Below are 24,344 nucleotides of genomic sequence, written 5' to 3' on the forward strand. Positions count from 1 at the left end.
CGGACTAAACAGGACTGGTGCACTTTTCAACTATTTTTTTATCCCCAAAAAGAAAATGTTATGAACATCGAAGATGTGAAACAAATACCCATCGCAGACTATCTGCACAGTTTAGGTTACTCTCCTGTCAAACAGCAGGGTAACGGTTTATGGTACAAATCACCGTTAAGGGAGGAACACGAACCGTCTTTCAAGGTGAACACTGACCGCAACCTTTGGTATGACTTTGGCGCAGGCAAGGGCGGCAACCTCATCGCACTGGCAAAGGAACTCTATTGTTCAGACAGCTTGCCATACCTTTTAAACCGGATAGCGGAACAGACACCGCACATCCGTCCGGTCAGTTTTTCTTTTCCCCAGCGTAGGAAAGAACCGAGTTTCCAGCATTTGGAAGTCCGTGACCTTACCCATCCGGCATTGCTCCGTTACTTGCAGGGACGGGGTATCAATATCGAACTGGCAAAAAGAGAATGTAAGGAACTCCATTTTACCAATAACGGCAGACCGTTCTTCGCTATCGGTTTCCCGAACATGACAGGAGGTTATGAGGTGCGCAACTCTTTTTTTAAAGGCTGCATCGCCCCGAAAGACATCACCCATATACGGCAGCAGGGAGAGCCGAGAGAGAAATGTCTGGTGTTCGAGGGTTTCATGGACTACCTCTCTTTCCTTACGCTCCGCATGAGGAACTGTCCGACCATGCCCGACCTTGACAGGCAGGATTATGTCATTCTTAACTCTACCGCCAATGTGTCGAAAGCCCTTGACGTGATGTCCCTGTATGAACGCATCCACTGTATGCTTGACAATGACAAGGCTGGATATGAAGCGACACGGGATATCGAGTTGGAATACTCCTACCGTGTACGTGACTTCTCACACAATTACAGGGGATATTCGGACTTGAACGATTACCTGTGCGGCAGGAAGCAGGAACAGAAAAACGAAGCCAGCCAAGTGCAGGAAACGAAGCAGGAAACCGGACAACGTGCCGCCCCAAGACAAAAGAGAGGCAGGGGCATTTAATCCGGCAGGACTATCAACGGCTGGCGGTTTATTTGGAGAGCAAGGTTATGTTTCGGTAAACCGAAACTACCTTGCTTTGCTCACCGCAAAGAAAATTTCTCCCGTTGGTCGCAATTTTTAAGACACCATTCAAACGTAAAAAACCATGACGAGTATAAAGGACAAGCCGGGGGGACGTCCGGCAAAGAAACGGATAGAGAAGCAGCAACGGGTTGTCAGTACGAAACTGACCGAGTTGCAGTATTACGCCATCAGGAAGCGAGCCGGGGAAGCCGGGTTGCGTGTCAGTGAGTATGTAAGGCAGGCGGTTGTTTCGGCAGAGGTCATACCCCGGCTGAACAGGCAGGATGCGGACACCATCCGTAAACTGGCAGGGGAAGCCAACAACATCAACCAGTTGGCGCACCGGGCGAATGCCGGAGGTTTCGCACTGGTGGCGGTGGAACTGGTGAAGCTCAAAAACAGGATTATTGGAATCATAAACCATTTGTCGGATGATTGGAAAAATAAAAAAGGGAAGCGGTTTTAAGGGCTGTGTGAACTATGTGCTCGGCAAGGAGCAGGCGGTTTTGCTTCATGCGGACGGGGTTCTGACTGAAAGCCGGGGTGATATAATCCGCAGCTTCTGTATGCAGACCGGGATGAATCCCGATTTGAAGAAGCCTGTCGGACATATTGCGTTAAGTTATTCGACAGTGGATGCGCCCAAATTGACAGACGGGAAGATGGTACAGCTTGCGCAGGAGTATATGCGTGAAATGAAAATCACCGATACGCAGTATATCATCGTGCGTCATCAAGACCGGGAACATCCGCACGTGCATATCGTGTTCAACCGCATAGACAATAACGGCAAGACCATTTCGGACAGGAACGATATGTACCGTAACGAACAGGTATGCAAGAAGCTGAAAGCCAAACACGGGCTTTATTTCGCTGGTGGAAAAGAACAGGTAAAGCAGCACCGACTGAAAGAGCCGGACAAGTCGAAATACGAGATTTACACGGCTGTGAAGAACGAAATCGGCAAATCCCGTAACTGGCAGCAGTTGCAGGAGCGGTTAGCAGAAAAGGGTATTACCGTCCGGTTCAAACGAAAGGGACAGACCGACGAGATACAGGGCATATCCTTTTCCAAAGGTGAATACACGTTCAAGGGTTCGGAGATAGACCGGAGTTTCAGTTTTTCCAAACTGGACAAATGTTTCGGGTATGCAGGAATGAATGTTGCCGGAAGCCAACGGCAAATAACTTTCGCGCCCGTTCGGGAACAAGCACCTGTACCGGGCAAGGCTGACAGTCCGTTGATAACTGGTTCGCTCGGTCTGTTTTCCGCTTCTTCTCCCCCAGTGGATGAAGAACCTAATTTTAATTTGAGAAAGAAGAAGAAAAAACGACTTAAACTGTAAAGACATGGAAGACTATTTGATTTTAGAGGGGCTTCTCTCTATGGTTACGGAACTGAAAGGGAAGCAGGAAGCACAGGTAACGCCAGCCAGCCGGGAGGAAACTCTCGAACGGTTGGGAGCAATCGAGCAGGCATTATCGGAACTCCACAGTAGCCCGGCTGTTCCCGAAAAGGAATTGCAGGCTATCCAAAGCCAACTTGCCGACATAAGGAATGCGGAACAGGAGCAGCAGCAATCCATAGGAGAAGTGAGAAAATTTGTAACGGCTACCTACCGTTGTCTGAAAGAAATGCTGGATGCGTTGGATTCTTACCATAAGGAACGCACAACTGAAAAAGCGGAAACCGAACCAGCATCGCTGTCCCAGCGGATAAGCGGTTTGTTGCGTCCGAAACTGCTTCTCTTTTTGGCAGGGCTGGTTGTCTGTTTCGTTTCTTTGTTCCTGAATGTCCGTTTGGCTGGACGAATGCAGCAGTTGCAGGACAACGATATGAAATACCGCTACATTCTGATGAAAGGGGAAGCGGACGGGGGCTGCCTTGATTTGCTGGAAACGAATTTTAGTAGGGAACGGGATAACGCTTTCATCCAAAACCTGACTGATTCGGTGACGGATTTTGAATTCCGCAGCAGGAAGCAGGCGGAAGCGTTGGAGCGTGCAAGGCTGCTCAATGAACAAGCCGAGCGGTTGAAAAAGGAAGCCAACCGACTGGGCAAGCCATAAACCGGGAAAACAAGGGATACAAACTGTAAATGTTAAAGCCCACCCAATATATGGAGAAAAGTGCAGTGCATCTTCGTGGTGTATTGCACTTTTTCTATATTTGCGGATAGTCTAATTTGAAAAGCCCAAAATCCCCAATCCGCTGAATTGTTTGGATGATGATTAGGCAATGATTTAATTGTGAATAGGAACTGCACCTACGGGGGCGTTTGCTGAAGTAAATATACTTGACAGATGCTATTATGAAGACATTAGCAACAATCAAATCATTATCGTTATTATGGACATTTAAAGTAAAAAAGATATTCCTATAATGATTAAAGCAATAGATGCAAATATGTATCTATATCTTTTTGTAGAAAACATTGCTCCTATACAGGAGATAGATACAGCAAATTGCATACATTTCAAACTTAACTCTGTAGTCTTAAATATACACATAGACAAAAAAGATAATGCCAAAACAAATATTATAGCATTCAATATATATTTCAGTTTCATATTACTTTGATTTACATTGACCTTATTATCAGTAGCATATAAATTGCTCATCCTATCCCAATAACCAATCCTATACAAGAGAACAAGGTGAATCTCTTTTCCTTGTATTTCAGCACATAGACCAGCCCGATAATAGCACATAAAGGAATATTAGATGAATCTGCATTTTCCCTTTGTTTACAAGGTATTTATATGTTCTTTCATCCTTTCTTTGCTCAATTTGCGAATCTCACGGTTCTCTTTGTTTTGTTGTAGCATACATTTATGCAACTTAATGTTCCTATGATTCAGTTTAATCTATTTTCTCTAATTCAATCGTAGCTACTTTCTCTTTATCTGGACTAATTTCATTCTGTATAATGGTTATATGTTTTTGGGTATAGCTTTTGATAATCCAAGGGGCTCCACCCAAATATAAAGCATTGCTATTAAATGTGATATATTTCCCTTCTATTGTATAAGTAATATCAATTTCATCGTAACCTTCCCAATTTACTTTCCCTTTCTGAGTATCTACAAATTGCATACCGACCCCCATATTTTGTACTGTCCAAGCCTCACAATGCCCTATTCCACGCCATGAAGTCTGATAAAGTGCTTCGGGGGTTAATTCATTTGTCTGTTCATTATCATCATCGCAGTTTATAAAACAGAATGTACAGAGGAATAGCATAAGTATTCCAAGAATTTCTTTTGTTTTCATATTCTCTTTTTTATTTTTTGTTTAACTCATTCAATCTTTATTTTGTTTCTTCGTTGAACCAACCAAAGATAAGACAAAGATAAAAAGAAGAATCCTTTGGCAGATTAAGATACTCTTGGAATATTGTTATGAATGTAAATTTCTAAACCTATGTTTATTTTTTGTTGTCAAGACTTTGCTTGCGTCTGATTCGGCTCATGTGTACGGGTGTAATTTTAAGGTAGGATGCTATTTCTTTTAGTGATACCATTTGAAGGATTGCAGGGCATTTTTTTAAAAGTTGGAGGTAACGCTCTTCCGGTGTGAATCTGAATAAATCCAAATAACGTGAATATGATTGGAAAAACATCTGTTCGGCTGCGATACGGGCTATCCGTTGGCTTTCTTTGTTCTCCTCGAATTTTTGCTGTAAGAATGCAGAAGAACAGATGTAAATCTCGCACGGGATTATTGCCTGTATATTCAATTCTGATTTCATGCCATATAAGCAAGTGGGGTAATCGCCTATAAATTCATTTGGAAAGGAAAAACCGACATTATACGGCTTGTTTTCTGTCCGGTTGGTACAACTGTATTTGACTACACCTGACAAGATAAACCCGAAGAAAGAACATACATCATCTTCATGGAGAATAAACTCATTCTTTTTATAATGTCGTAACTCTCCATGTTTTAGACACAATTCTTTAAAAAAATCTATGTCTATATTGCTCATATATGAATTAAATTCAGTCATCATTTACTTGTCATTGGTGCAAATGTATAAAAAATGCCTGAAATATGCTTGATAGTACTTAACTACATTGTTTAAATATTCAAAAAAGTATGTAACATAACATGTTTGTTATATTTTTAAGTTCAAAGGTTTAGTACGTTTCTTTGTCTGTATATCCAAAACGAACTAAACTTATTTAGACAGCAAATTATATATGCTGGCGAAAAAAGAAAAACAGAGTTTCTTTCTCTTTTTGCCAGTATCATGTCTATTTTTCACTGAAAAACGAGAGAAAACAGATATAAAAACATCTCCTACCACATTTACCCCTTAACAACAAATATCCTTTTCTGTTTTCTTATAATCACTCTATTTGTATGCAAATTGTATGCTTTAAAAATATTAATATTGATGTGGTTTATACCATAATTAACTGATATTTAGTATTAAATAAATAAATGTTGGTACGGATTAATCACTACCAACCGCAACAAGTTCATCCTCGGACCTTCGGGCAGCGGAAAGTCATTCTTTACCAACCACATGGTGCGCCAGTATTACGAACAGGGAGCGCATGTGCTGCTGGTGGACACGGGCAATTCCTATCAGGGACTATGCAGCCTTATCCATGCCCGCACGCATGGAGAGGACGGCATCTATTTCACCTATGAGGAGAGCGATCCGATTGCCTTCAATCCTTTCTACGTGGAGGACGGTGTGTTTGACATCGAAAAGAAGGAGTCTATCAAGACGCTTATCCTTACCCTGTGGAAACGTGACGACGAGCCGCCGACACGTGCCGAGGAGGTGGCGCTCTCCAATGCGGTCAATCTCTTTCTGGAGAAGATACGCACGGACAGTACCGTGGTTCCGTCCTTCAATACCTTCTATGAGTTCATCCGCGACGAGTATCAGGAAATCCTGAAGACCAAGCGTACACGGGAGAAGGATTTTGACGTGTGGGGATTCCTGAATGTGCTGGAACCTTATTACAAGGGTGGCGAATACGACTATCTGTTAAACTCCGATAAACAGCTTGATCTGTTGTCCAAACGCTTCATCGTCTTTGAGTTGGACAATATCAAGGACAACAAGGTACTGTTCCCGATTGTCACCATCATCATCATGGAAACCTTCATCAACAAGATGAGAAAGCTGAAAGGTATTCGCAAAATGATTCTGCTGGAGGAGGCATGGAAGGCCATCAGCAAGGAAGGTATGGCGGAATATCTGAAGTACCTTTTTAAGACCGTCCGAAAGTTTTTCGGGGAGGCTGTTGTCGTTACCCAGGAGGTGGAAGACATCATTTCGTCACCCATCGTCAAGGGAACCATCATCAACAACAGTGACTGCAAGATTTTGTTGGACCAGCGGAAGTATGTCAACAAGTTCGATGAAATCCAGTCCCTGCTGGGCCTGACCGACAAGGAACGTGCGCAGATTCTCTCCATCAACATGGCCAACAGCCCGTCCCGCAAGTACAAGGAAGTGTGGATAGGTCTCGGCGGAACGCAGTCGGCGGTCTATGCCACCGAGGTCTCGCCCGAAGAGTACTACACCTACACGACCGAGGAGACGGAAAAGCTGGAACTGATGCGGCTTACCCGGAAGCTGGGTGGCAATATCGAGCTGGCAATCAAGCAGCTGGCCGAGAGTAAACGTAACAGTAAGTAACATTCAAAAATCAAGAAAGACATGAAATTTACCGAATGGATAAGACATCGGATTGTCGGTCGTCTCCGGGAACCGGACTACCGGGAATTGCAGGAGATTGCTCAAAAAGCCAAACTTCTTGCCGGTGTGTACAATCACGGGGAACTTGCAAAGCTTATCAGGGAGTACAGTCATTCGGAAAAAGCTATTGAACAGATCGCCCTGCTGATAGCGAAATCCGAACCCTTCGATTCTCCCATATCAACGATGAAAAAGGAATCCGTAAATATGATGGATGTATTGACGGATACTCCATTTATGGCGAAACACGGCTCTCAACTGACGGATATCCCACCATCGGAAGCCACATCAGTGCATGGCTTGTTCGCAATGTACACCGTTATGCGTGATTGGGGATGTACGAAATATCCGATGAATAGAATTGAACGCCCGCCACATAGTGAAGTAATATCCGCAATAGGAATATTGGACTTCCAGAGAAAGAGCCGGGATGTATCTGAACTATGCGAACTCGCCTCATACAGCATGCTTCCATCGACCTACGTCAAGCTGCGCTATGGCATTGAGGACAAATGCAGTACCTATGAATGGCTCGAAAGCTATCTGATGGACAGGGATGACTGCTGCATTGAGCCTGATGTCAGGATGAACATTCCCCGTATAGAAGCCGAGATGTGTGCGGCGGCTGAAAAGGCGGTCGAGAATATCCCCGGAGTCCGTCTGCCGGACTTCTATCTTGAGAGACTTGACCGGGAGCTTGACAAATTGGGGCGTATCGCCGTGTCACCGGATGCTTCAAACGATCTTATCAATGTGCAACCGGATTTTCTGATCAAATACGGTATTGACAAGACCGCAGCCCCGGAAGAACAATCCCGTCAGGCACAGAAAGCCTACAAAGAACTGGATGACAGGTTAGTCCGGGTTACCAGCCGCAGACCGTATGCTGACGAATTCTTCGCCTCCCTCAGACACGGGAAAGAAAAACTGGCAGAGGCAGACCGTCCGAGATCGGTACACAAGCCTATCCTCCGTAACCCGCCGTCCAAAGGGCGAAAGATGGGACTTTGAACTTACGGAAAAAAAGATTTATCAACCATTAAAGATTAACGACATGAAAAAAAGAATTATGACAGCCTTATGCTGTATCTGCCTTCTTTCGGCAGGCAAGGCACACGCCCAATGGGTAGTGACCGACCCCGGGAATCTTGCCCAGGGCATCATCAACGCCGCCAAGAATATTGTCCACACGTCCTCGACGGCCAGCAACATGCTCAACAATTTTCAGGAGACGGTCAAGATTTACAAGCAGGGCAAGGAGTATTATGACGGCCTTAGGAAGGTCAAGAATCTGGTACGCGATGCCCGCAAGGTGCAGCAGACCATCCTGATGGTCGGTGACATCACGGAAATCTATGTGACCAGTTATGAGCGTATGCTCAGTGACCCTTATTTCACCCCTGAGGAACTGAGTGCCATCGCCCTTGGCTACACGAAGCTGCTGGAGGAAAGTGCCAATCTGCTGACAGACCTGAAGACGGTGGTCAATGAGAACGGGCTTTCGATGAACGACAAGGAACGTATGGACATCATCGACCGCTGCTATACCGACATGCTGCAATACCGCAGTCTGGTGCAGTACTATACCAACAAGAACATCGGCGTGTCGTACCTGCGAGCCAAGAAGCAGAATGACCTTGACCGCGTGATGGCCCTGTACGGTTCACCCAACGAACGCTACTGGTAATTTCAAGGAGGATTGCTTATGGTATTGTTGGCTGTGAATTTTGACAATCTGCACCAGATTCTGCAAAGTCTGTACACGGACATGATGCCGCTCTGTTCGCAGATGACCGGCGTGGCCAAGGGCCTTGCCGGATTGGGAGCCCTCTTTTATGTGGCGTACCGTGTCTGGCAGTCGCTGGCCAGGGCCGAACCCATTGACGTGTTCCCCCTGCTGCGCCCGTTTGCTCTGGGTATCTGCATCATGTTTTTCCCGACCATTGTGCTGGGTACGCTCAACAGCATCCTGTCACCCGTCGTGACCGGAACGCACAAGATTCTGGAGACGCAGACTTTCGACATGAACGAGTACCGGGAGCAGAAGGACAAGCTGGAGATTGAGGCGATGCGGAGGAATCCCGAGACGGCCTACCTGGTGGACAAGGAGGCTTTTGACAACAAGCTGGACGAGTTGGGAGCCCTGGACGCCATCGAGGCGTGCGGCATGTACGTGGACCGTGCCATGTACAACATGAAGAAGGCGGTGCAGAACTTTTTCCGCGAGCTGCTGGAACTGATGTTCAATGCCGCCGCACTGGTGGTGGATACGCTCAGGACCTTCTTCCTGATTGTCCTTTCCATACTCGGGCCCATCTCCTTTGCCATTTCGTGCTGGGACGGTTTCCAGGCTTCGCTCAGCCAGTGGTTTGTCCGCTATATCAGCATCTATCTGTGGTTGCCCGTCTCTGACCTTTTCAGCAGTGTGCTGGCCCGCATACAGACTCTGATGCTTCAGAAGGACATCGAGCAGCTGTCTGACCCCAACTTCATTCCGGACAGTTCCAATGCCGTGTATATCACGTTCCTTATCATCGGCATCATCGGGTATTTCACCATCCCGACCGTGGCGAACTGGATCGTGCAGGCCGGAGGAGGTGCCGGAAACTACGGAAAGAACGTGAACCAGACGGCTTCCAAGGCCGGGTCCATCGTGGGAGGCGCCACCGGTGCCGCCGTGGGCAACGTGACCGGAAGACTGTTCAAGTAATCAAGTAATGACAATCAAAAAAACTGAAAGACAATGGAATTCAAATCACTGAACAATATCGAGACCAGCTTCCGGCATCTGCGCCTGTTCGGAATCGTCTATCTGGGCGTCTGCACCCTGCTTGTGGGCTATTCCGTGTGGAAGGCGTACAGCTTTGCCGAAGCCCAGCGCCAGAAAATCTATGTGCTGGACGAAGGAAAGTCGCTCATGCTCGCCCTCTCGCAGGACCTGGAGCAGAACCGCCCCGTAGAGGCAAGGGAGCATGTCAGACGCTTCCACGAGCTGTTCTTCACGCTGGCACCCGACAAGAGTGCCATCGAGGGGAACGTGCAGCGTGCCATGTTCCTGAGCGACCGTTCCGCCTATTCCCATTATGGTGATCTGGCCGAACAGGGTTACTACAATAGAATCATTTCGGGCAATGTCAGCCAGCGTATCGAGATAGACAGCGTGAAGTGCGACTTCAACACCTATCCGTATGATGTCATGACATACGCACGTCTTTTCATCATCCGTGAGAAGAGCGTGACGGAACGCAGCCTTGTCACGCATGGCAGGCTGCGGAACTCCACCCGCAGTGACAACAATCCGCACGGGTTCATCCTGGAAGGGTTCCGCGTGCTGGAGAACAGGGATATCAGAATGTATGACAGATAAAAACAAGGTATGTATGAGAAAGATGTATGTAAAAATCAAGGATTTTATCGGGGGCAGGCTGCGCGGCCTTTGTGACAGGCTCACACCCCGTCAGAGGGCAATCGCCGTCATCGTGATGGCTTCCCTTTTCGCGCTGGTCAATTTCTACATGATTTTCCGGGCGGTTTATGACATCGGGCGGGAGGACGCCCGGCAGGACGTCATCAGGATTACTCCGCTTGAGGTTCCCGACTTTGTGCCGGCGGATACCCTTTCCGATGTGAAAATCCGTGAGATGGAAGAGTTTTTTAACTAGTTCAACAGGTAAGGTTATGAGTACGGATGCAGAAAAATTGAAACAGAAGCAGAAAATCAGGAAATATCTGGTTTTCACCGGTATGTTCCTGCTGTTCCTCGGGTGTATGTGGCTGATTTTCGCTCCGTCCGAGAAAGACAGGCAGGAGGCGGAAAGGAAGACGGGCTTCAATGCCGAACTTCCCGACCCGAGGGGTACGGGTATCGAGGCGGACAAGATGGCAGCCTATGAGCAGGCGGACATGGTTCGCCGGCAGGAGGAGAAGAAGCGTACGCTGGCCGACTTCTCCGCCCTGGCCGATGGACACAGACAGGAGAATGTCCCGGAAACAGAACCGGCACAGGAAATTGGAAGTGAAAATGAAAGCCGTGCGTACCGTTCCGTAGGAAACGGCAGGACGGGAGTCTTCGCCTCTTCCGCCTCGGCCTACAACGACATCAACGCCACGCTTGGCAGCTTTTACGAGAGTCCGGAGGAAGACCCGGAAAAGGAGGCGCTGAAAGCAGAGGTGGAACAGCTCCGCCAGGCTGCCGCAACGCAGACGGCCGGACCGAGCTACGAGGAGCAGGTGGCTCTGCTGGAGAAGTCCTATGAGCTTGCCGCCAAATATATGCCTTCGGGCGGCAGCACGGGAACAGCGGAGAGTCAGGAGACGGAAAACCCCTCAAGGGAGAGGAAGGCGAAAGCCGTTCCCGTCGGGTTGGTTTCCTCTCCGGTCGTGTCGTCCCTTCCTCAGCCTCTTGCCGATTCGGTGCAGTTCGCGAGACTGCTTTCCGGTGCGGATGCCGGCTTCCATACGGCTGTGGGCAGTGCCGGGACACAAAGGACGAAGAATACCATACGTGCCTGCGTGCATGGCGACCAGACTGTCATCAGCGGACAAAGCGTGCGTCTCAGGCTGCTGGAGGCCATGCGTGTGGGAAGATATGTGCTTCCCCGCAATACCCTGCTGACCGGTGAGGGACGTATCCAGGGCGAGCGGCTTTGCATTGAAATCCTTCAGGTCGAATATGACGGCAATGTCATTCCCGTGGAACTGACCGTGCTGGACAGTGACGGACAGGACGGGATATTCATTCCCGGTTCGACGGAGGCGAATGCGGTAAGGGAAGTGGCCGCCAACATGGGACAGAATCTCGGCACGACCATCTCCATCACCAACCAGTCGGCAGGCGACCAGCTTCTCTCCGAGCTTGGACGGGGGGCCATACAGGGCGTGTCGCAGTACATTTCCAAGAAGATGCGCGAGGAGAAGGTGCATCTCAAATCAGGCTACGAACTGATGCTTTATCAGAACAACAATCAATAACCCATTAAAACAGTAAAGACATGAAAAAGATTCTTTTGATGCTTGCTCTCGCAGGCGGCGTTGCAAGTGCACATGCACAGTCGGCTGATACCACGGCCGTAAATGATTTGACCCTGAAGGCGGATATCTATCCTCAGCAGGAGGACGGCGACCTCTATCACGGGCTGTCCAGAAAGCTCACCTTTGACCGGATGATTCCGCCATACGGGCTGGAAGTGACGTATGACAAGACGACCCATATCATCTTTCCCTCGGCTGTCCGTTATGTGGATCTCGGTTCTCCGAATCTGATTGCGGGCAAGGCGGACGGTTCAGAGAATGTAATCAGGGTCAAGGCTACCAGAAAGAACTTCCGTGAGGAGACCAACATGTCGGTGATTACCGAAAGCGGAAGTTTCTACACCTTCAATGTCAAGTATGCCGACGAGCCCCTGCTGCTCAACATTGAGATGGCCGATTTCATCCATGACGGCAGCGAGGTGAACCGCCCGAACAATGCCCTCGACATCTACCTGAAGGAACTCGGCAGCGAGTCGCCCAAGCTGGTACACCTTATTGCCAAGGCCATCCACAAGGATAACAGACGCCATATCAAGCATATCGGAAGCAAGGCGTTCGGCATCCAGTACCTGCTGCGCGGGCTCTATACTCACAACGGGCTGCTCTATTTCCATACCCAGGTGAAGAACACGTCGAACGTGCCTTATGAGGTGGATTTCGTGACGTTCAAGATCGTGGACAAGAAGGTCCTCAAGCGCACGGCCATCCAGGAGCAGGTGATATTTCCGCTGCGTGCCTACAACTATGCCACGGCTGTTGCCGGAAAGAAGGACGAGCGTACCGTCTTTGTCTTTGACAAGTTCACCATTCCCGCCGACAAGATGCTGGTGGTGGAGATGCACGAGAAGAGCGGAGGCCGTCATCAGACCTTCACCGTGGAGAGTGAGGACATTGTGAGAGCGAGGGTGATCAATGAACTTAAAGTGAAATGACCATGAAGAAGTATCTGTTTCTTTTTGCCGTATGCGTATCGCTTGCCCTGTCATCGGGGCAGGCATACGCCCAGCGTTACCTTCCCGGAATGAAGGGCGTGGAACTCAGGGGTGGCTTTGCCGGAAGCCTGCAATCTCCGATTGACTGGTACACGGGGTTTGCCGTGTCGGGCTATACGAAAAGGGCCAACCATTGGGTGGCTGGCGTGGAATACCTGCTGAAGAATTACGGCTATCGCGGGACTTCCGTTCCACGGGCCCAGTTTACGGCCGAGGGCGGTTATTACCTGAAGTTCCTGTCCGATCCGGCGAAGATATTCTTCCTTTCTGTCGGCGGTTCCGCCCTGGTGGGATATGAGACACTGAACTGGGGAGAAAAGGTTCTGTATGACGGTTCCATGCTTTCCCACCGGGATGCCTTCGTCTATGGCGGAGCCCTGACGCTGGAGCTGGAAAGCTATGTGACGGACCGTATCGTGCTGCTTGCCCATGTGCGTGAACGTGTGCTTTGGGGAAGTTCTCTGGGAAAGTTCACGACACAGTTCGGGCTTGGAGTCCGTTTCATCATCAATTAGACGCCTATGGATATAGAGATGATCAGAGGCATTCCCATTGAGGAATTCCTGTCCCGTCTGGGACAGGAGCCGGTCAGACGGCACGGCGACGAATGCTGGTATCTCTCCCCGTGCCGTGAGGAAAGGACACCTTCGTTCCATGTGAACACCCGCAAGGGTGTATGGCACGACTTCGGTACCGGGCATGGAGGCGACATCTTCACCCTTGCGGGAGAACTTTCGGGATGTGACGGCTTCATGGCTCAGGCGAGGTTCATCGCCGGAGTATATGGAGGCACAATACCTGAATATGCCGGACAGAAAAAAGGGAATAAAGGTATCAGGGCAGAAAAGCGGAAAGAGGCTTCCCGCTTTGAGGAAGTGGTACGGAGTCCCTTGTACTGCAATGTCCTGCTCGGTTATCTGAAAGGACGCGGCATTCCTGCCGAAATTGCCCGTGCAGAGTGCGAGGAAGTACGGTTCCGGCTGTACGGCAAGCGGTATTTTGCCGTAGGCTTCAGGAATATGAGCGGAGGCTATGAGCTACGGAGCAGGTTCATGAAATGGTGTCTGCCGCCCAAGGATATTTCGGTTATCCGCAATGGCTCGCTTACCTGCAACCTGTTTGAGGGTTTCATCGATTTCCTTTCGTGGAAGGTACTCGGCATCAGCCGCGGTGAGGACTATCTGGTCCTCAATTCGGTGGCCTTGCTTGAACGCTCGTTCCCTTATCTGGACCATTACGGGAAGATCCGGTGCTACATGGACAATGACGATGCCGGAAAAAGGACACTGGCCGTCCTTCGGAAACGCTACGGTGACAGGATTGACGACTGTTCCGACCTGTATGCCGGATGCAAGGACCTGAACGAATATCTGGAAAGCAATTTTCCGCCTGAACAGTAATTTTTTTTATAAACCGTTAAAACAAGAAATGAATATGAAACCGATTATGAACAAGAAAGGGCTGTTTGCCCTTGTATGCGCCCTGATGGGCATGACCTTCAGTATGTTGACCTCGTGCAGCGATGACCTTGACGTGCAGCAGTCCTATCCTTTTAAGGTGGAGACGATGCCGGTTCCCAAGCGTATCATGAAAGGCGAGACCGTGGAAATCCGCTGTGAACTGAAACGGGAAGGACGGTTCTCTGATGCCCGCTATACCATCCGCTGTTTCCAGCCGGACGGTGAAGGCAAGCTGCGCATGGACGACGGGATGGTGCTGCTGCCCAACGACCGTTATCCCCTGGACAGGGAAGTGTTCCGCCTTTATTACACCTCCGAGTGTGAGGACCAGCAGAGCATTGACATTTATTTTGAGGACAACAGCGAGCCGGCACAGCTTTTCCAGCTGACCTTCGATTTCAACAATGAGGCGGAGGATGAGGATACCGTGGTTACCTCTGGCGGCAAGGAACAGCCTGTCGTCATCGTGTCACAATGAACCTGACCTGCCTATGGGAATAAGAGCAAAATTGTTTGCGGCGTTTTTCGCCATCGCCTGCTTCGGGAGCATACCGTTGCGGGCGGAGAATCCGGTAAGGGAGAAACAGGACAGGTTCAGTCTTGCTGTCGAATGCATCAAGCGGTTCGAGGGCTGGCATTCTTCCCGGCATTACCCCTATGTAGGTTGGGGGCATTGCCTGCAACCGGGGGAAAGATATTCTGCCCATACCATGACAAGGCAACAGGCTGATGAACTTCTCAGGAAGGATTTACGTAAGTTCTGCGCCATGTTCAGGCAATTCGGAAAGGACTCTCTGCTGCTGGCCACACTTGCCTATAATGTCGGTCCGTACAGGCTTTTAGGTAGCAAGAAAATACCCAAGAGTAGTCTTGTCAAGAAGCTGGAGGCCGGGAACCGGAATATTTATAAGGAGTATGTCTCTTTCCGATGTTACAAAGGCAAGGTAGTTCCAAGTATCGAGCGAAGGAGGAAGGTGGAATATCTGCTGCTTTTTGAAGAATAAAAAAGAAGGGAGAATCTTTCGGTATCGAGCCGATTGGTTCTCCCTTTAATTTAATTTGAAATAATTTGGAGAATATTCTTTTATAATCGATATTTATCCATATTGTAGTCCTGAGGAGCATTATATTCTACATCTTTCTTTTTACCGCCAGAGAAGTTCCAACTTATTCCGAATGTAACCGAACAAGGAGCTGTCTCAGACCAACTTTGGTATAGAACATATTTATTACTCGTTACAGAAGAAGTGCGTCTTCTTGCAACAAGATTTTTCCCAGAGAGAATAAAACTTAAATTGTACTTAGGAATAGAGTAGCGTATAGATGCATCTATGTTAAATCTGTCTTCAACTTTTCTGTCATTCATAATCCAAGGAGAGGCATAGTTCCCATTCAAGCTGATGTTAATTGCCTTGCCGATTGAAAATGTATTACGCAAAGAAGCATAACCTTGTAAAATTCTTTGCTTGTAAGAGCTTTCCGGAAGATATATATATTGCAATCCAATATTAGAGGAGAGGTGCCAAAACGGAAATAATTTTCCTCCAAAACTGTGGCTCACATCAAAAGTCGTTTGCTTTCCTCCATTTATATTAGTCATATACAATGTATCTTGAACGCTGTATATATAGTTTGTGATAGGCGATGGAGTGTAGGCCCATCCAAAGTTTAGAATATGTCTTCCGAAGATAAAACTCAGTCCTATATTATCTGTTTTTTGCGCCTTTAATAATGGATTTCCAACAGAGAATACCTGCTCAGATGTTTTAATGGAATAGTTATTCAAAAGAGCAAATGGTGGGCGAAACACACTTCTGGAGTAATTAAGGCGGATAGACACCTTTTCGTTTGCTTTATATGATACAACTGCAGACGGAAACCAATCTATATACCTTTGTTGAATATCAGTATTGTAAGACTTTAAATCCGTATATTCCATTCTTAGCCCTACAGTCATAAACCATTTATCCAAGGACAACTGGGCATTGCCATAAGCGGATGTAATATTCTCTCGATACTTGTAAAAGTCTTCATTTTTATATTGATCCTTAATTTCAAAAATATTCGTGTTCTTTCGATGGGTTGTAGCATATTTTGTACCCACATTGATGCTGAAAGGTTTAATTATTTGGTGAGAATATGATAACTGTGTATAAAACATGGTAGAGTTCGCTTTGTTGCCTATATATTCCTGATGCTGGGATGATGTAGGTTGATAAAGGAAATAATCCTGTTGGGTTTCATCATTGTTTGTAATAAAATTTGCCAACCAGTGCAATTTGTTCTTCCCTTTCTGAGGAGTAAAAAAGTAATTGGCTGTCAAAGAGTGAGAAAAGACTTTTGGCACTTCATTAATTTCCACTTGCGAAGTAGTTAGAACATCTTTTAATGCTGTTTGGATAGCTATTTCTCTTTGACTCTTGCTGTTCAGATTACCATAAAGAGATCCTTCTATACCAAACCCATGTTTGCCCTTGGTATAGTTCAAGCCATAACTTGCATCTATATTCTGTCTCCTTATATTGGATGTATGACTTTCCTGTTTTTGTTCTTGGTACAACTGTTCGATTTGAGATGTAGTTATTGATTTTAAACCTTTTGGTTCGGCTTGACCTATAGCAACATTAGCAAAAAGCGACAGTCCTCCTTTTCCATAAATAGTGCTTACATTAAGATTCTCTGAAAATAATGGTCGGTCATTACCTTCAACTCCATTAAAACCGAATGTGGCTTGGATTGCTCCAGTAAAACCTGATGGATTTTTCATAACAATATTCACATAGCCTCCTTCTATTGAGGCATCCATATCAGCCGTTCTTCCCTGGTGCACTTCAATACGTTCTATTTCGCTTAGTGGTACAGCGTTAAGGTAAGACAACAATGATGAACCTTTTTCCTGTTTAATTCCATTTACTCTAATCTCTCCAGTGTTGCCCGCTACCTCTACCCCTGAAGAGGTAAGTGTGACTAAAGGGGTATAGGCTAAAGCATCAACTGCTGTGACATTCTCCGTAATTGGTAAAGACCGGACATCAAACACCAATTTCCCATCATGCTCCTTGTAACTTTTCCTTTTAGCTGTAATGGTAACATTATCCAAAAGAAGAGCCTGAGACCTTACTGTTACCGTTCCTAAATCGGTATCTTGTGCTATTTCAACTGGAGCTTCATATAATATATGTCCGAACATGGAAATGGACAACAGATAATCACCTTTTTGAACTTCAGTCGATGAAAAGCCTAAACTATCTGTATAGGAGATGGATTCAATTGTCTTTGAATCTTTTATAAATTTACATACTGCATTTTCGACAGGTTGTGCTGCTTCATCTTTCAAATAAAATTTTACTGTATGCTTTTGAGCAAAACAAAAGCAATAAAAAAATAAAAATAAGCCTGTAAATAAAGATCTCATAATGATAAAGTTATGTTATTAATAAAAAATATCAATTGCAAAATTCGAACTTGTTGATGATTAGCCGATGTCCTAAGTTGGTTTCTGACGTTTCGGTTAAAAATCAATATGTTTTTGTAGAATGTGAACAATAGTATTATAAAGTACCACTGATGCATTTTATATCAGCTGTATGATAAATAACTTTATTCTTCATATTCTTTCTTTATTTGAATCTATGGCAAAGATAGAAAGGGCTTGACGTTACGCCTCTAAATTTATATTACTCAATCATTGGCAATTATTACTAAATTATTACTCCATGTTCTTTAGGCAGTGAAATATTTCCTGAATAATTATCAAAAGCATAATTTTGTAATATGGAAAAGAAAATAAAGATATTGCATGTTTGTACTATTATAGCCATCATCGTATTCTGTATAACACAATGCTGGTGGCTTTATACCCGCTATGATTATATCTGGCAGAATTATAACGAAGAGTTATATCAAAGTATATTGGGTATTATGCAGGAAGATTTTGAAAATAGGCGCATTTCAGGCGAAAGAAAGAATATTGATTTTGTTACAGAATCGTCTATAAAAGTCGATAATACTAAAATGCAATATACTATAAACTTGTTCTTTGACGTATATGTGATAGATGGCTCCAAATATGGAGACAAGGACTCTACATATTCAGACAGGATATTAAATTTATACGAAAAATACAAACCTGAAGGAATCAAGAAATATGAGTTCTCAATCAGGAATTGTGAGAATGAACGGGAAGCCTATGTAGGGTTGGAGCGTTTTCAAGTGGATGAAATATGTCCATTTTCTATTAAGAGGCTGGAAGATTTATTAAAGAAGTACGGGTTGAAAACAACCAGTATTACTACCGAAAAAATGGATTCAATGGTATGGAAACCAAAGCAGTTTTCTCACTTGAACATTTTAAAACCTAATATGACAGTCATTTACCCGTACGACATATTTGAAGGAGAAGTTGTCCGGATGAATTTTGACATAGGAATGTCACCTATAATGAAAAGAATGTCTGGAACAATGGTGCTCTCTTTGTTTATTTCAATTATGTTGATTTCATGTCTTGTCTTTCAAATTAAAACCATACGTAGTCAGCGTAAGATAGAGGTCCTGAGAAAAGATTTCATTCAAACCATGGTGCATGAATTAAAGCGACCAATATATACTTTGAAAATGTGTGTATCATTCATGCGTAACGACATACTGATGGCAGACAGCCAAAGCAGAGCTGAGGTCATATCCGACTCGTACAACGAATTGGATAACCTTTCTTCCTATTTTTCGAAGCTACGAGATCTTACATTCGATGACATTACCGAAATACCCTTAAACAAGTCCTCATTCAGCTTGGGTGAAGTTATCAATGATTGTGTTAAAAAACTAAATATACCAGGAACCAAGAAAATAGAGATTAAAATAATCTCTGAACGTGATATTGTTTTGTATGCTGATAGAATGCATATCACTAATATTATCAGCAACTTGTTAGAGAACGCTGTAAAATATTCCGCGGAGAATGGATTAATTAAGATTTCTTATGGGCAAAGTAAAAAAGGAAGTGTAACTATATCTATAAAAGATAATGGTTGCGGCATATCTAAATATGACCAAAAATTTATCTTTGACAAATTTTATAGGAGTCGAGAAGTTATAGATAATCATATACCTGGCATGGGCTTAGGTTTGGCATACGTTGAACTGCTTGTCAAGGCTCATGATGGGAAGGTGTCGGTAAACAGCGAGGAAGGAAAAGGCGCTGAATTTACGATTACGTTGCCGCAAGATGAATTTATTTAAGAACTGCATTAAATAACAATGGTATAAATACATTTTATATGATAAAGATATTATTAGTGGATGATGACCTTAAGAGCTCAATGCTTCTAAAAAGATTCTTAGAGGTAGAAGGATATAATGTAACGTATGCCAGTAATGGGAACATGGGTTGGGAACTTTTTAATTCTGATCATCCCGACTTGGTTCTTCTTGATATCAACATGCCTGGAATGAACGGATTTGAGTTGGCAAAAATGATAAGAAAAACAGACGACGAAGTGCTTCTGTTTTTTCTAACGGATCGTACAGAACGGGATGATAGATTGAAAGGGTTCAGCCTCAAAGGGAACGATTATATTCCTAAACCATTTTATCCGGAAGAGTTAATAGCAAGAATCAAGGAGCGTTTCGAGAATAGAAAACACGAAGTTCCACAAAACTTTATCATAGGCAACACTTTGTTTAATAGGAATTTGTCTAACGTAACGTATAATAACCACACAGTCTCTCTTTCTTTGCGGCAAACTGAGATATTGTCCCTTTTGGCAGAGCATCTTGGTTCAACTGTAGATCGTAAGGAGATTCTAAAAAAAATATGGGGAGATGATAGTATAGAGAATTCATTGGCTCTTAATGTTCAGATCACTTATCTGCGTCACATATTGAAGGATGACAACTCTATTTCTATTGTATCATTAAAGAAGAAGGGATATATTTTAATGGTTAATTAATATATACAAATTATAACAAGGGAGAATCCGATAGCATATCACCATCAGGTTCTCCTTTACCTACATCTTGTTTTTCTAAATAGCAGTTGCAATTAGTTTGAGTTAACTTACCAGAACTACATTCTGTATTTCCACCTCTGCGGGCTGTCTGCTTTGATCCAGGCTCTCAGTTTGAATGTCTCCATATTCAATTTTGCTTATCCACAATTCAACACCTTACGCATTACGAAATTGGTCAGTTCCAATCTGTTCGCCTTGTACTTCTGTATTTTGACAATTTCGTATCCTTTTTTTTCAAAGAATGTTCTGGCGGTCAAACTGACTTCACACGTAATGTATCTAACTCCGTATTGCCCGGCAATTCGTTCAACCTCCGAGAGAAGTTGCGTCGCTATACCTCTATGTTGAAAATCCTTATGCACGAACATGGAATTCAGATAGCCGTCTTTGTTCATTGAAGAAAAGCCGACCAGAACATTACATTCATTGAATGCCCCGACATATCGGTTCCCGGCAAGGAGCTCCCTCCACCGTATCTCACTGTCTCCGCATGATGCCCAGTCTTTCACTTCTTCTTCGGTATAATCCCTCGCATTCACATTTAACACGGTCATGCGGAACAAGTCCTTCATCTGTGGAATATCCTTTTCATCAAGTGTCCGGATTTTATAGTCAGTTTTCAGGTATCGAATCACCTTACATGGATTCCCGACAGCTACACAGTTTGCCGGGATTGATTTTGTCACAATACTTCCGGCACCGATCACACTTCCTGTTCCTATTGTTATACCGGCAAGAATTATACTGCCGCCACCAATCCACACATTGTCCTCTACGGTAATCGAAAGAGACCGTGTACGGAAAAAGAGTTCACCCGAATTTTCATCCCAATTCTCTACAAATCTTTCGTTGCAGTCTATCGGATGTGTAGCAGTATAAAACTGTACATTCGGGGCAATCAGAACCTGATTTCCTATACAGATATGATTCTCGTCCATCATTGTGCAGTTGTCATTGATGACAGACTTATCCCCAATGAAAATATGCTTTCCGCACTGGCATAAGAAATTACGTCCTACTGTCGATCGCTGGCCTATGCTTCCAAGCATATTCCTTAGAATATCGGTTCTCTCTGAATCTTCCAATCCCGAACTATCAAGTCTGGCAAGACAGGCTTTGGTATTTGAAATCATTTCAAGTACCTCCGGGTCCAGACCGTTGCAATATTCTCCGAACATGAATCGGTCGTAATTGCTTGTATGATGTTGAGTCAGTTCTTTTCCCATATAATTTCTCTATTGCAATCTGTAGCTTTTCTTGTAGAATAAATTGATGGCTGCAATGAAGCAGATTGTGATCAGAACAAGACATAGAAGGATCGTGACCGGTTCACAGGCTTACTCTTTGCTTGTGTTCATATTCTTCAGTAGTCCCATCTTCTTCATTTGATGAACTGTCAGTTCCGGATCGTAAATATGTCTTATTTGGGACTGCCGCTATATTTTGTGTTGCCATAGCTTTCATTCCATTTAATGGAATCAGAGGCATAGTTCATTTTTACGAATCCATTATTATATTTTCCTTTGATCTTGTAGGATTTGTCGTAGATATAACCATTGGCATAATACCCTTTTATATTCCGTTGTGTATCGAATATATGTCCATTGGCGTAATTCCCTAAAACTTTACCTTCTGAATCAAGAATATAGCCATTGTTATAGGTCATGCGGGATGTAGTGCCACATGAACAAAGAATGACGAAAACTATTGGGATAATATAATACATCGTTTTCATTTGAGAGAATCTATTTGTGTAGTTATATTATAGCTTCAGTAATTCATAACAATGGAGATCGACAAAGCGGCTGTTCTTGAAGCAGGCTTTTCTGAGGATGCCGCACTTATGGAAACCGGCTTTTTCGAGAACCTTCATCGATGCCGGGTTGTTTTCGTAAACATGGGCATGGATCCGCACCGTATCGGAATGGCTTAGATAATCTTCCACGGCCTGCTTGATAGCTTCGGACATGATGCCCTGGTTCCAATATGGCTCTGCAAGCCAATATCCCAGTTCTGCGTTATACCGCTCAACGTCCGTACCTCTGATGAAGCTGATATTTCCTACTGCTTCGTGATTTATCTCAATGCAGTAATTGTTCTGTTCGCTTTGTCCTTCAACAAAACTTATGAATTGCTCTGCATCCTTTTCCGTATAGGGATAAGGAAGAGCATCACGGCAATTGTCCCAAATTTTTTTATTGTTCAAGTATTTTGCCAGTGCCGGTATGTCCGCTCTGGTCCAAGTTCGTAGTTTGAATGATTTAATTGCTTGGATTTTATTGTCAGACTTCAGGTATCGGATTACCCTGCACGGATTCCCGACAGCTACACAGTTTGCCGGGATTGATTTTGTCACGACACTTCCGGCACCAATCACACTTCCTGTTCCTATTGTTATGCCGGCAAGAATTATACTGCCGCCACCAATCCACACATTGTCCTCTACGGTAATAGGAAGAGACCGTGTACGGAAAAATAGTTCGCCCGAATTTTCATCCCAGTTCTCGACGAATCTTTCGTTGTAGTCTATCGGATGTGTAGCCGTATAGAACTGTACATTGGGGGCTATCAGAACCTGATTCCCTATACGGATATGATTCTCGTCCATCATTGTACAGTTGTCATTGATGACAGACTTATCCCCAATGAAAATATGCTTTCCGCACTGGCATAAGAAATTACGTCCTACTGACGACCGCAGACCTATGCTCCCGAGCATATTTCTTAAAATACCGCTTCTCTCAGAATCTTCCAAGTCCGGGCTGTCAAGTCTGGCAAGACAGGCTTTGGTATTCGAAATCATTTCAAGTACCTCCGGGTTCAGACTGTTGCAATATTCTCCGGACATGAATCGGTCGTAATTGCTTGTATGATGTTGACTGTGTTCTTTCTCCATGCTTTTCTTTATTATGCCCCTAAAGATACGCATAATCCACAAATTCACTGTATTGGATTAACCTTTTTGTTCTTCTGAATCATAGATTAAATAAAATAGGGAAAACCTTTCGGCTATATCCGTCAGGTTCTCCCTTACTTACATCTTGTTTTTCCAAATAGCAGTTGCGATTAGTTAGAGTTAACTTACCAGAATGGCATCCTGTATTTCCACCTCTGATGGCAGACGGGAAAGCAGGAGTTCCGCCATGGCTCCGTTCTGCGGAATCAGTGCCGGGAAATCCGTTCTGCCAGGCTTATATATCTCAGTTGCTACATTATACAAGTCCCAAGCAGTAACCTGTCCCTTTTCGCGGACCAGTTTCAGCACCTCTTCCGTGAAGATGGAAATCTGGCTCTGGTTCAACGGGTAGGTTTCAACCGAGGATGACAGGTTCCTGTCCGAACTGTCATGGGAGACACGCAACGCTGTCAGTAGACCGATATACATATACACTTCTTCCAGTGAGACGATTCTGCGTTTCAGCCGCTGAATGCGTGCAATGTCCTCGTTCATGTTCACTTCGAAATTGGCAAGCCATCCGTCCACCGTCTCGAATACACCTTCCGTTGTCACCTTGTTCTTTCCATAGTTGCAGATGCTCCTTTCCGGCGAGAGGATACACTGGTTATGGCATATCTTCACGCATGGGCCTATGGCCGCCTGTATGCCATCCTGATGGTAGGCGACGACCAGCGTAGTTGTCAGCTCGTCCGTTTCCCAGTCCTTGATTCGGATAGTCGCGAAGATGCGTCGGAGGATGTGGGCTTCCACTGCCTTTTCACCGTGTGTCTGTTCCACCTGCGGGAGAATGCTCACCCCCGGCTGTGTCTTGTTCCTATTCTGGGCCGCGAAGATTTCCTCTACCTCGTAATCGAGATTATACTTCTCGCAAATGCCCATCATACGCTGCAGGACCTGATAGTGATAGATGCCCTGGACAGGCTTGCCGTAGATATCATTCTCCTTGTAGGTACGCTGGAGAGTTTCAAGGTTCATTACTTCGATTCCGTTGTTCTGAAAATCAAACTGCTGTTGCTTTTCCAATACTGCCAATGCTTCCATAATCTTGAATTTTATAAAGTTAATACTATGATTGTCTGTCA

At 45.1% G+C, this 24,344-nt stretch carries 24 protein-coding genes and 3 pseudogenes; 18 read left to right on the plus strand and 9 right to left on the minus strand.

Annotation, left to right across the window (positions count from 1 at the left end; genetic code table 11):
• The first annotated feature begins 60 nt into the window (after positions 1-60).
• The 4 genes from NEE14_RS06350 (at position 61) to NEE14_RS06365 (ending at position 3,159) form a co-directional block, all read left to right on the plus strand.
• Entirely contained in the window at positions 61-1,026 is a 966-nt protein-coding gene (locus NEE14_RS06350) for a toprim domain-containing protein (RefSeq protein WP_007656447.1), read from the plus strand.
• A 145-nt stretch (positions 1,027-1,171) separates the two neighbouring features.
• Positions 1,172-1,555 carry a MobC family plasmid mobilization relaxosome protein gene (locus tag NEE14_RS06355; protein ID WP_004315361.1) on the plus strand — a complete coding sequence of 128 codons (384 nt, stop codon included), beginning with the start codon at positions 1,172-1,174 and terminating at the stop codon, positions 1,553-1,555.
• Positions 1,521-2,435, plus strand: coding sequence for a relaxase/mobilization nuclease domain-containing protein (locus NEE14_RS06360; RefSeq protein ID WP_008645850.1), 915 nt, complete (start codon positions 1,521-1,523; stop codon positions 2,433-2,435). The genes NEE14_RS06355 and NEE14_RS06360 overlap by 35 nt, the downstream gene beginning before the upstream one ends.
• 4 nt (positions 2,436-2,439) lie before the next feature.
• On the plus strand, positions 2,440-3,159 hold the full coding sequence (locus NEE14_RS06365) for a hypothetical protein (protein WP_008645846.1): 720 nt from the start codon (positions 2,440-2,442) through the stop codon (positions 3,157-3,159).
• A gap of 793 nt (positions 3,160-3,952) precedes the next feature.
• On the opposite strand, the gene NEE14_RS06370 is transcribed toward NEE14_RS06365, so the two are convergent.
• On the minus strand, positions 3,953-4,363 hold the full coding sequence (locus NEE14_RS06370) for a hypothetical protein (RefSeq protein ID WP_251967080.1): 411 nt from the start codon (positions 4,361-4,363) through the stop codon (positions 3,953-3,955).
• A 154-nt stretch (positions 4,364-4,517) separates the two neighbouring features.
• Positions 4,518-5,099: a Crp/Fnr family transcriptional regulator gene (locus tag NEE14_RS06375; protein WP_008645841.1), complete on the minus strand. Its 582-nt coding sequence runs from the start codon at positions 5,097-5,099 to the stop codon at positions 4,518-4,520.
• Between the two features lie 459 nt (positions 5,100-5,558).
• On the opposite strand from NEE14_RS06375, the pseudogene NEE14_RS06380 reads away from it, so the two are divergent.
• The 12 genes and pseudogenes from NEE14_RS06380 to NEE14_RS06435 all read left to right on the plus strand — a co-directional run.
• Positions 5,559-6,752 (plus strand): annotated as a pseudogene (locus NEE14_RS06380) (TraG family conjugative transposon ATPase); the annotation flags it as partial.
• Positions 6,753-6,773: 21 nt separating this feature from the next.
• Positions 6,774-7,823: a hypothetical protein gene (locus NEE14_RS06385; RefSeq protein WP_251967079.1), complete on the plus strand. Its 1,050-nt coding sequence runs from the start codon at positions 6,774-6,776 to the stop codon at positions 7,821-7,823.
• 43 nt (positions 7,824-7,866) lie between these two features.
• Positions 7,867-8,499 (plus strand): DUF4141 domain-containing protein, encoded by a 633-nt coding sequence (locus NEE14_RS06390; RefSeq protein WP_151939916.1) that lies wholly within the window; start codon positions 7,867-7,869, stop codon positions 8,497-8,499.
• 18 nt (positions 8,500-8,517) lie between these two features.
• Positions 8,518-9,522: a conjugative transposon protein TraJ gene (gene traJ / locus NEE14_RS06395; RefSeq protein ID WP_025279141.1), complete on the plus strand. Its 1,005-nt coding sequence runs from the start codon at positions 8,518-8,520 to the stop codon at positions 9,520-9,522.
• 33 nt (positions 9,523-9,555) lie between these two features.
• Entirely contained in the window at positions 9,556-10,179 is a 624-nt protein-coding gene (gene traK / locus NEE14_RS06400; RefSeq protein ID WP_251967078.1) for a conjugative transposon protein TraK, read from the plus strand.
• A gap of 13 nt (positions 10,180-10,192) precedes the next feature.
• Positions 10,193-10,474, plus strand: a complete 282-nt coding sequence (locus NEE14_RS06405) for a TraL conjugative transposon family protein (RefSeq protein WP_251967077.1) — start codon at positions 10,193-10,195, stop codon at positions 10,472-10,474.
• A gap of 16 nt (positions 10,475-10,490) precedes the next feature.
• Positions 10,491-11,783, plus strand: coding sequence for a conjugative transposon protein TraM (gene traM, locus NEE14_RS06410; protein WP_251967076.1), 1,293 nt, complete (start codon positions 10,491-10,493; stop codon positions 11,781-11,783).
• A gap of 20 nt (positions 11,784-11,803) precedes the next feature.
• A complete protein-coding gene (gene traN, locus NEE14_RS06415) occupies positions 11,804-12,775 on the plus strand; it encodes a conjugative transposon protein TraN (protein ID WP_132215647.1) in 972 nt (323 codons plus the stop codon).
• A gap of 2 nt (positions 12,776-12,777) precedes the next feature.
• Positions 12,778-13,350, plus strand: coding sequence for a conjugal transfer protein TraO (locus tag NEE14_RS06420; protein WP_251967075.1), 573 nt, complete (start codon positions 12,778-12,780; stop codon positions 13,348-13,350).
• 6 nt (positions 13,351-13,356) lie between these two features.
• The gene (locus NEE14_RS06425) at positions 13,357-14,235 is read left to right on the plus strand and encodes a toprim domain-containing protein (RefSeq protein ID WP_251967074.1); all 879 of its coding nucleotides are present in this window, start codon (positions 13,357-13,359) and stop codon (positions 14,233-14,235) included.
• Positions 14,236-14,269: 34 nt separating this feature from the next.
• Entirely contained in the window at positions 14,270-14,773 is a 504-nt protein-coding gene (locus NEE14_RS06430; protein WP_422394684.1) for a DUF3872 domain-containing protein, read from the plus strand.
• Positions 14,774-14,786: 13 nt separating this feature from the next.
• Positions 14,787-15,299, plus strand: coding sequence for a lysozyme (locus NEE14_RS06435; RefSeq protein WP_251967073.1), 513 nt, complete (start codon positions 14,787-14,789; stop codon positions 15,297-15,299).
• 80 nt (positions 15,300-15,379) lie between these two features.
• On the opposite strand, the gene NEE14_RS06440 is transcribed toward NEE14_RS06435, so the two are convergent.
• Positions 15,380-17,710: an outer membrane beta-barrel family protein gene (locus NEE14_RS06440; protein WP_251967072.1), complete on the minus strand. Its 2,331-nt coding sequence runs from the start codon at positions 17,708-17,710 to the stop codon at positions 15,380-15,382.
• Between the two features lie 359 nt (positions 17,711-18,069).
• Between NEE14_RS06440 and NEE14_RS06445 the strand changes: the two genes are divergently transcribed.
• Together NEE14_RS06445 and NEE14_RS06450 are read left to right on the plus strand one after the other, a co-directional pair.
• Entirely contained in the window at positions 18,070-19,533 is a 1,464-nt protein-coding gene (locus NEE14_RS06445; RefSeq protein ID WP_251967071.1) for a sensor histidine kinase, read from the plus strand.
• Between the two features lie 38 nt (positions 19,534-19,571).
• Complete coding sequence (locus NEE14_RS06450; protein ID WP_251967070.1) at positions 19,572-20,243, plus strand: response regulator transcription factor; 672 nt, start codon at positions 19,572-19,574, stop codon at positions 20,241-20,243.
• 197 nt (positions 20,244-20,440) lie between these two features.
• Here NEE14_RS06450 and NEE14_RS06455 read toward each other — a convergent pair whose 3' ends face one another.
• The 6 genes and pseudogenes from NEE14_RS06455 to NEE14_RS06480 all read right to left on the minus strand — a co-directional run bounded on the left by NEE14_RS06455 (position 20,441) and on the right by NEE14_RS06480 (position 24,303).
• Entirely contained in the window at positions 20,441-20,875 is a 435-nt protein-coding gene (locus NEE14_RS06455) for a GNAT family N-acetyltransferase (protein ID WP_251967160.1), read from the minus strand.
• 48 nt (positions 20,876-20,923) lie between these two features.
• Positions 20,924-21,529 (minus strand): annotated as a pseudogene (locus NEE14_RS06460) (sugar O-acetyltransferase); the annotation flags it as partial.
• A gap of 194 nt (positions 21,530-21,723) precedes the next feature.
• On the minus strand, positions 21,724-22,038 hold the full coding sequence (locus tag NEE14_RS06465; protein WP_251967069.1) for a hypothetical protein: 315 nt from the start codon (positions 22,036-22,038) through the stop codon (positions 21,724-21,726).
• A 27-nt stretch (positions 22,039-22,065) separates the two neighbouring features.
• The gene (locus NEE14_RS06470) at positions 22,066-22,569 is read right to left on the minus strand and encodes a GNAT family N-acetyltransferase (protein WP_251967159.1); all 504 of its coding nucleotides are present in this window, start codon (positions 22,567-22,569) and stop codon (positions 22,066-22,068) included.
• Positions 22,570-22,581: 12 nt separating this feature from the next.
• Positions 22,582-23,199 (minus strand): annotated as a pseudogene (locus NEE14_RS06475) (sugar O-acetyltransferase); the annotation flags it as partial.
• A gap of 180 nt (positions 23,200-23,379) precedes the next feature.
• Positions 23,380-24,303 (minus strand): DUF932 domain-containing protein, encoded by a 924-nt coding sequence (locus tag NEE14_RS06480; protein ID WP_251967068.1) that lies wholly within the window; start codon positions 24,301-24,303, stop codon positions 23,380-23,382.
• Positions 24,304-24,344 lie beyond the last annotated feature (41 nt).

It is taken from the genome of Parabacteroides sp. AD58 (genome assembly GCF_023744375.2).
Taxonomy (GTDB): domain Bacteria; phylum Bacteroidota; class Bacteroidia; order Bacteroidales; family Tannerellaceae; genus Parabacteroides; species Parabacteroides absconsus.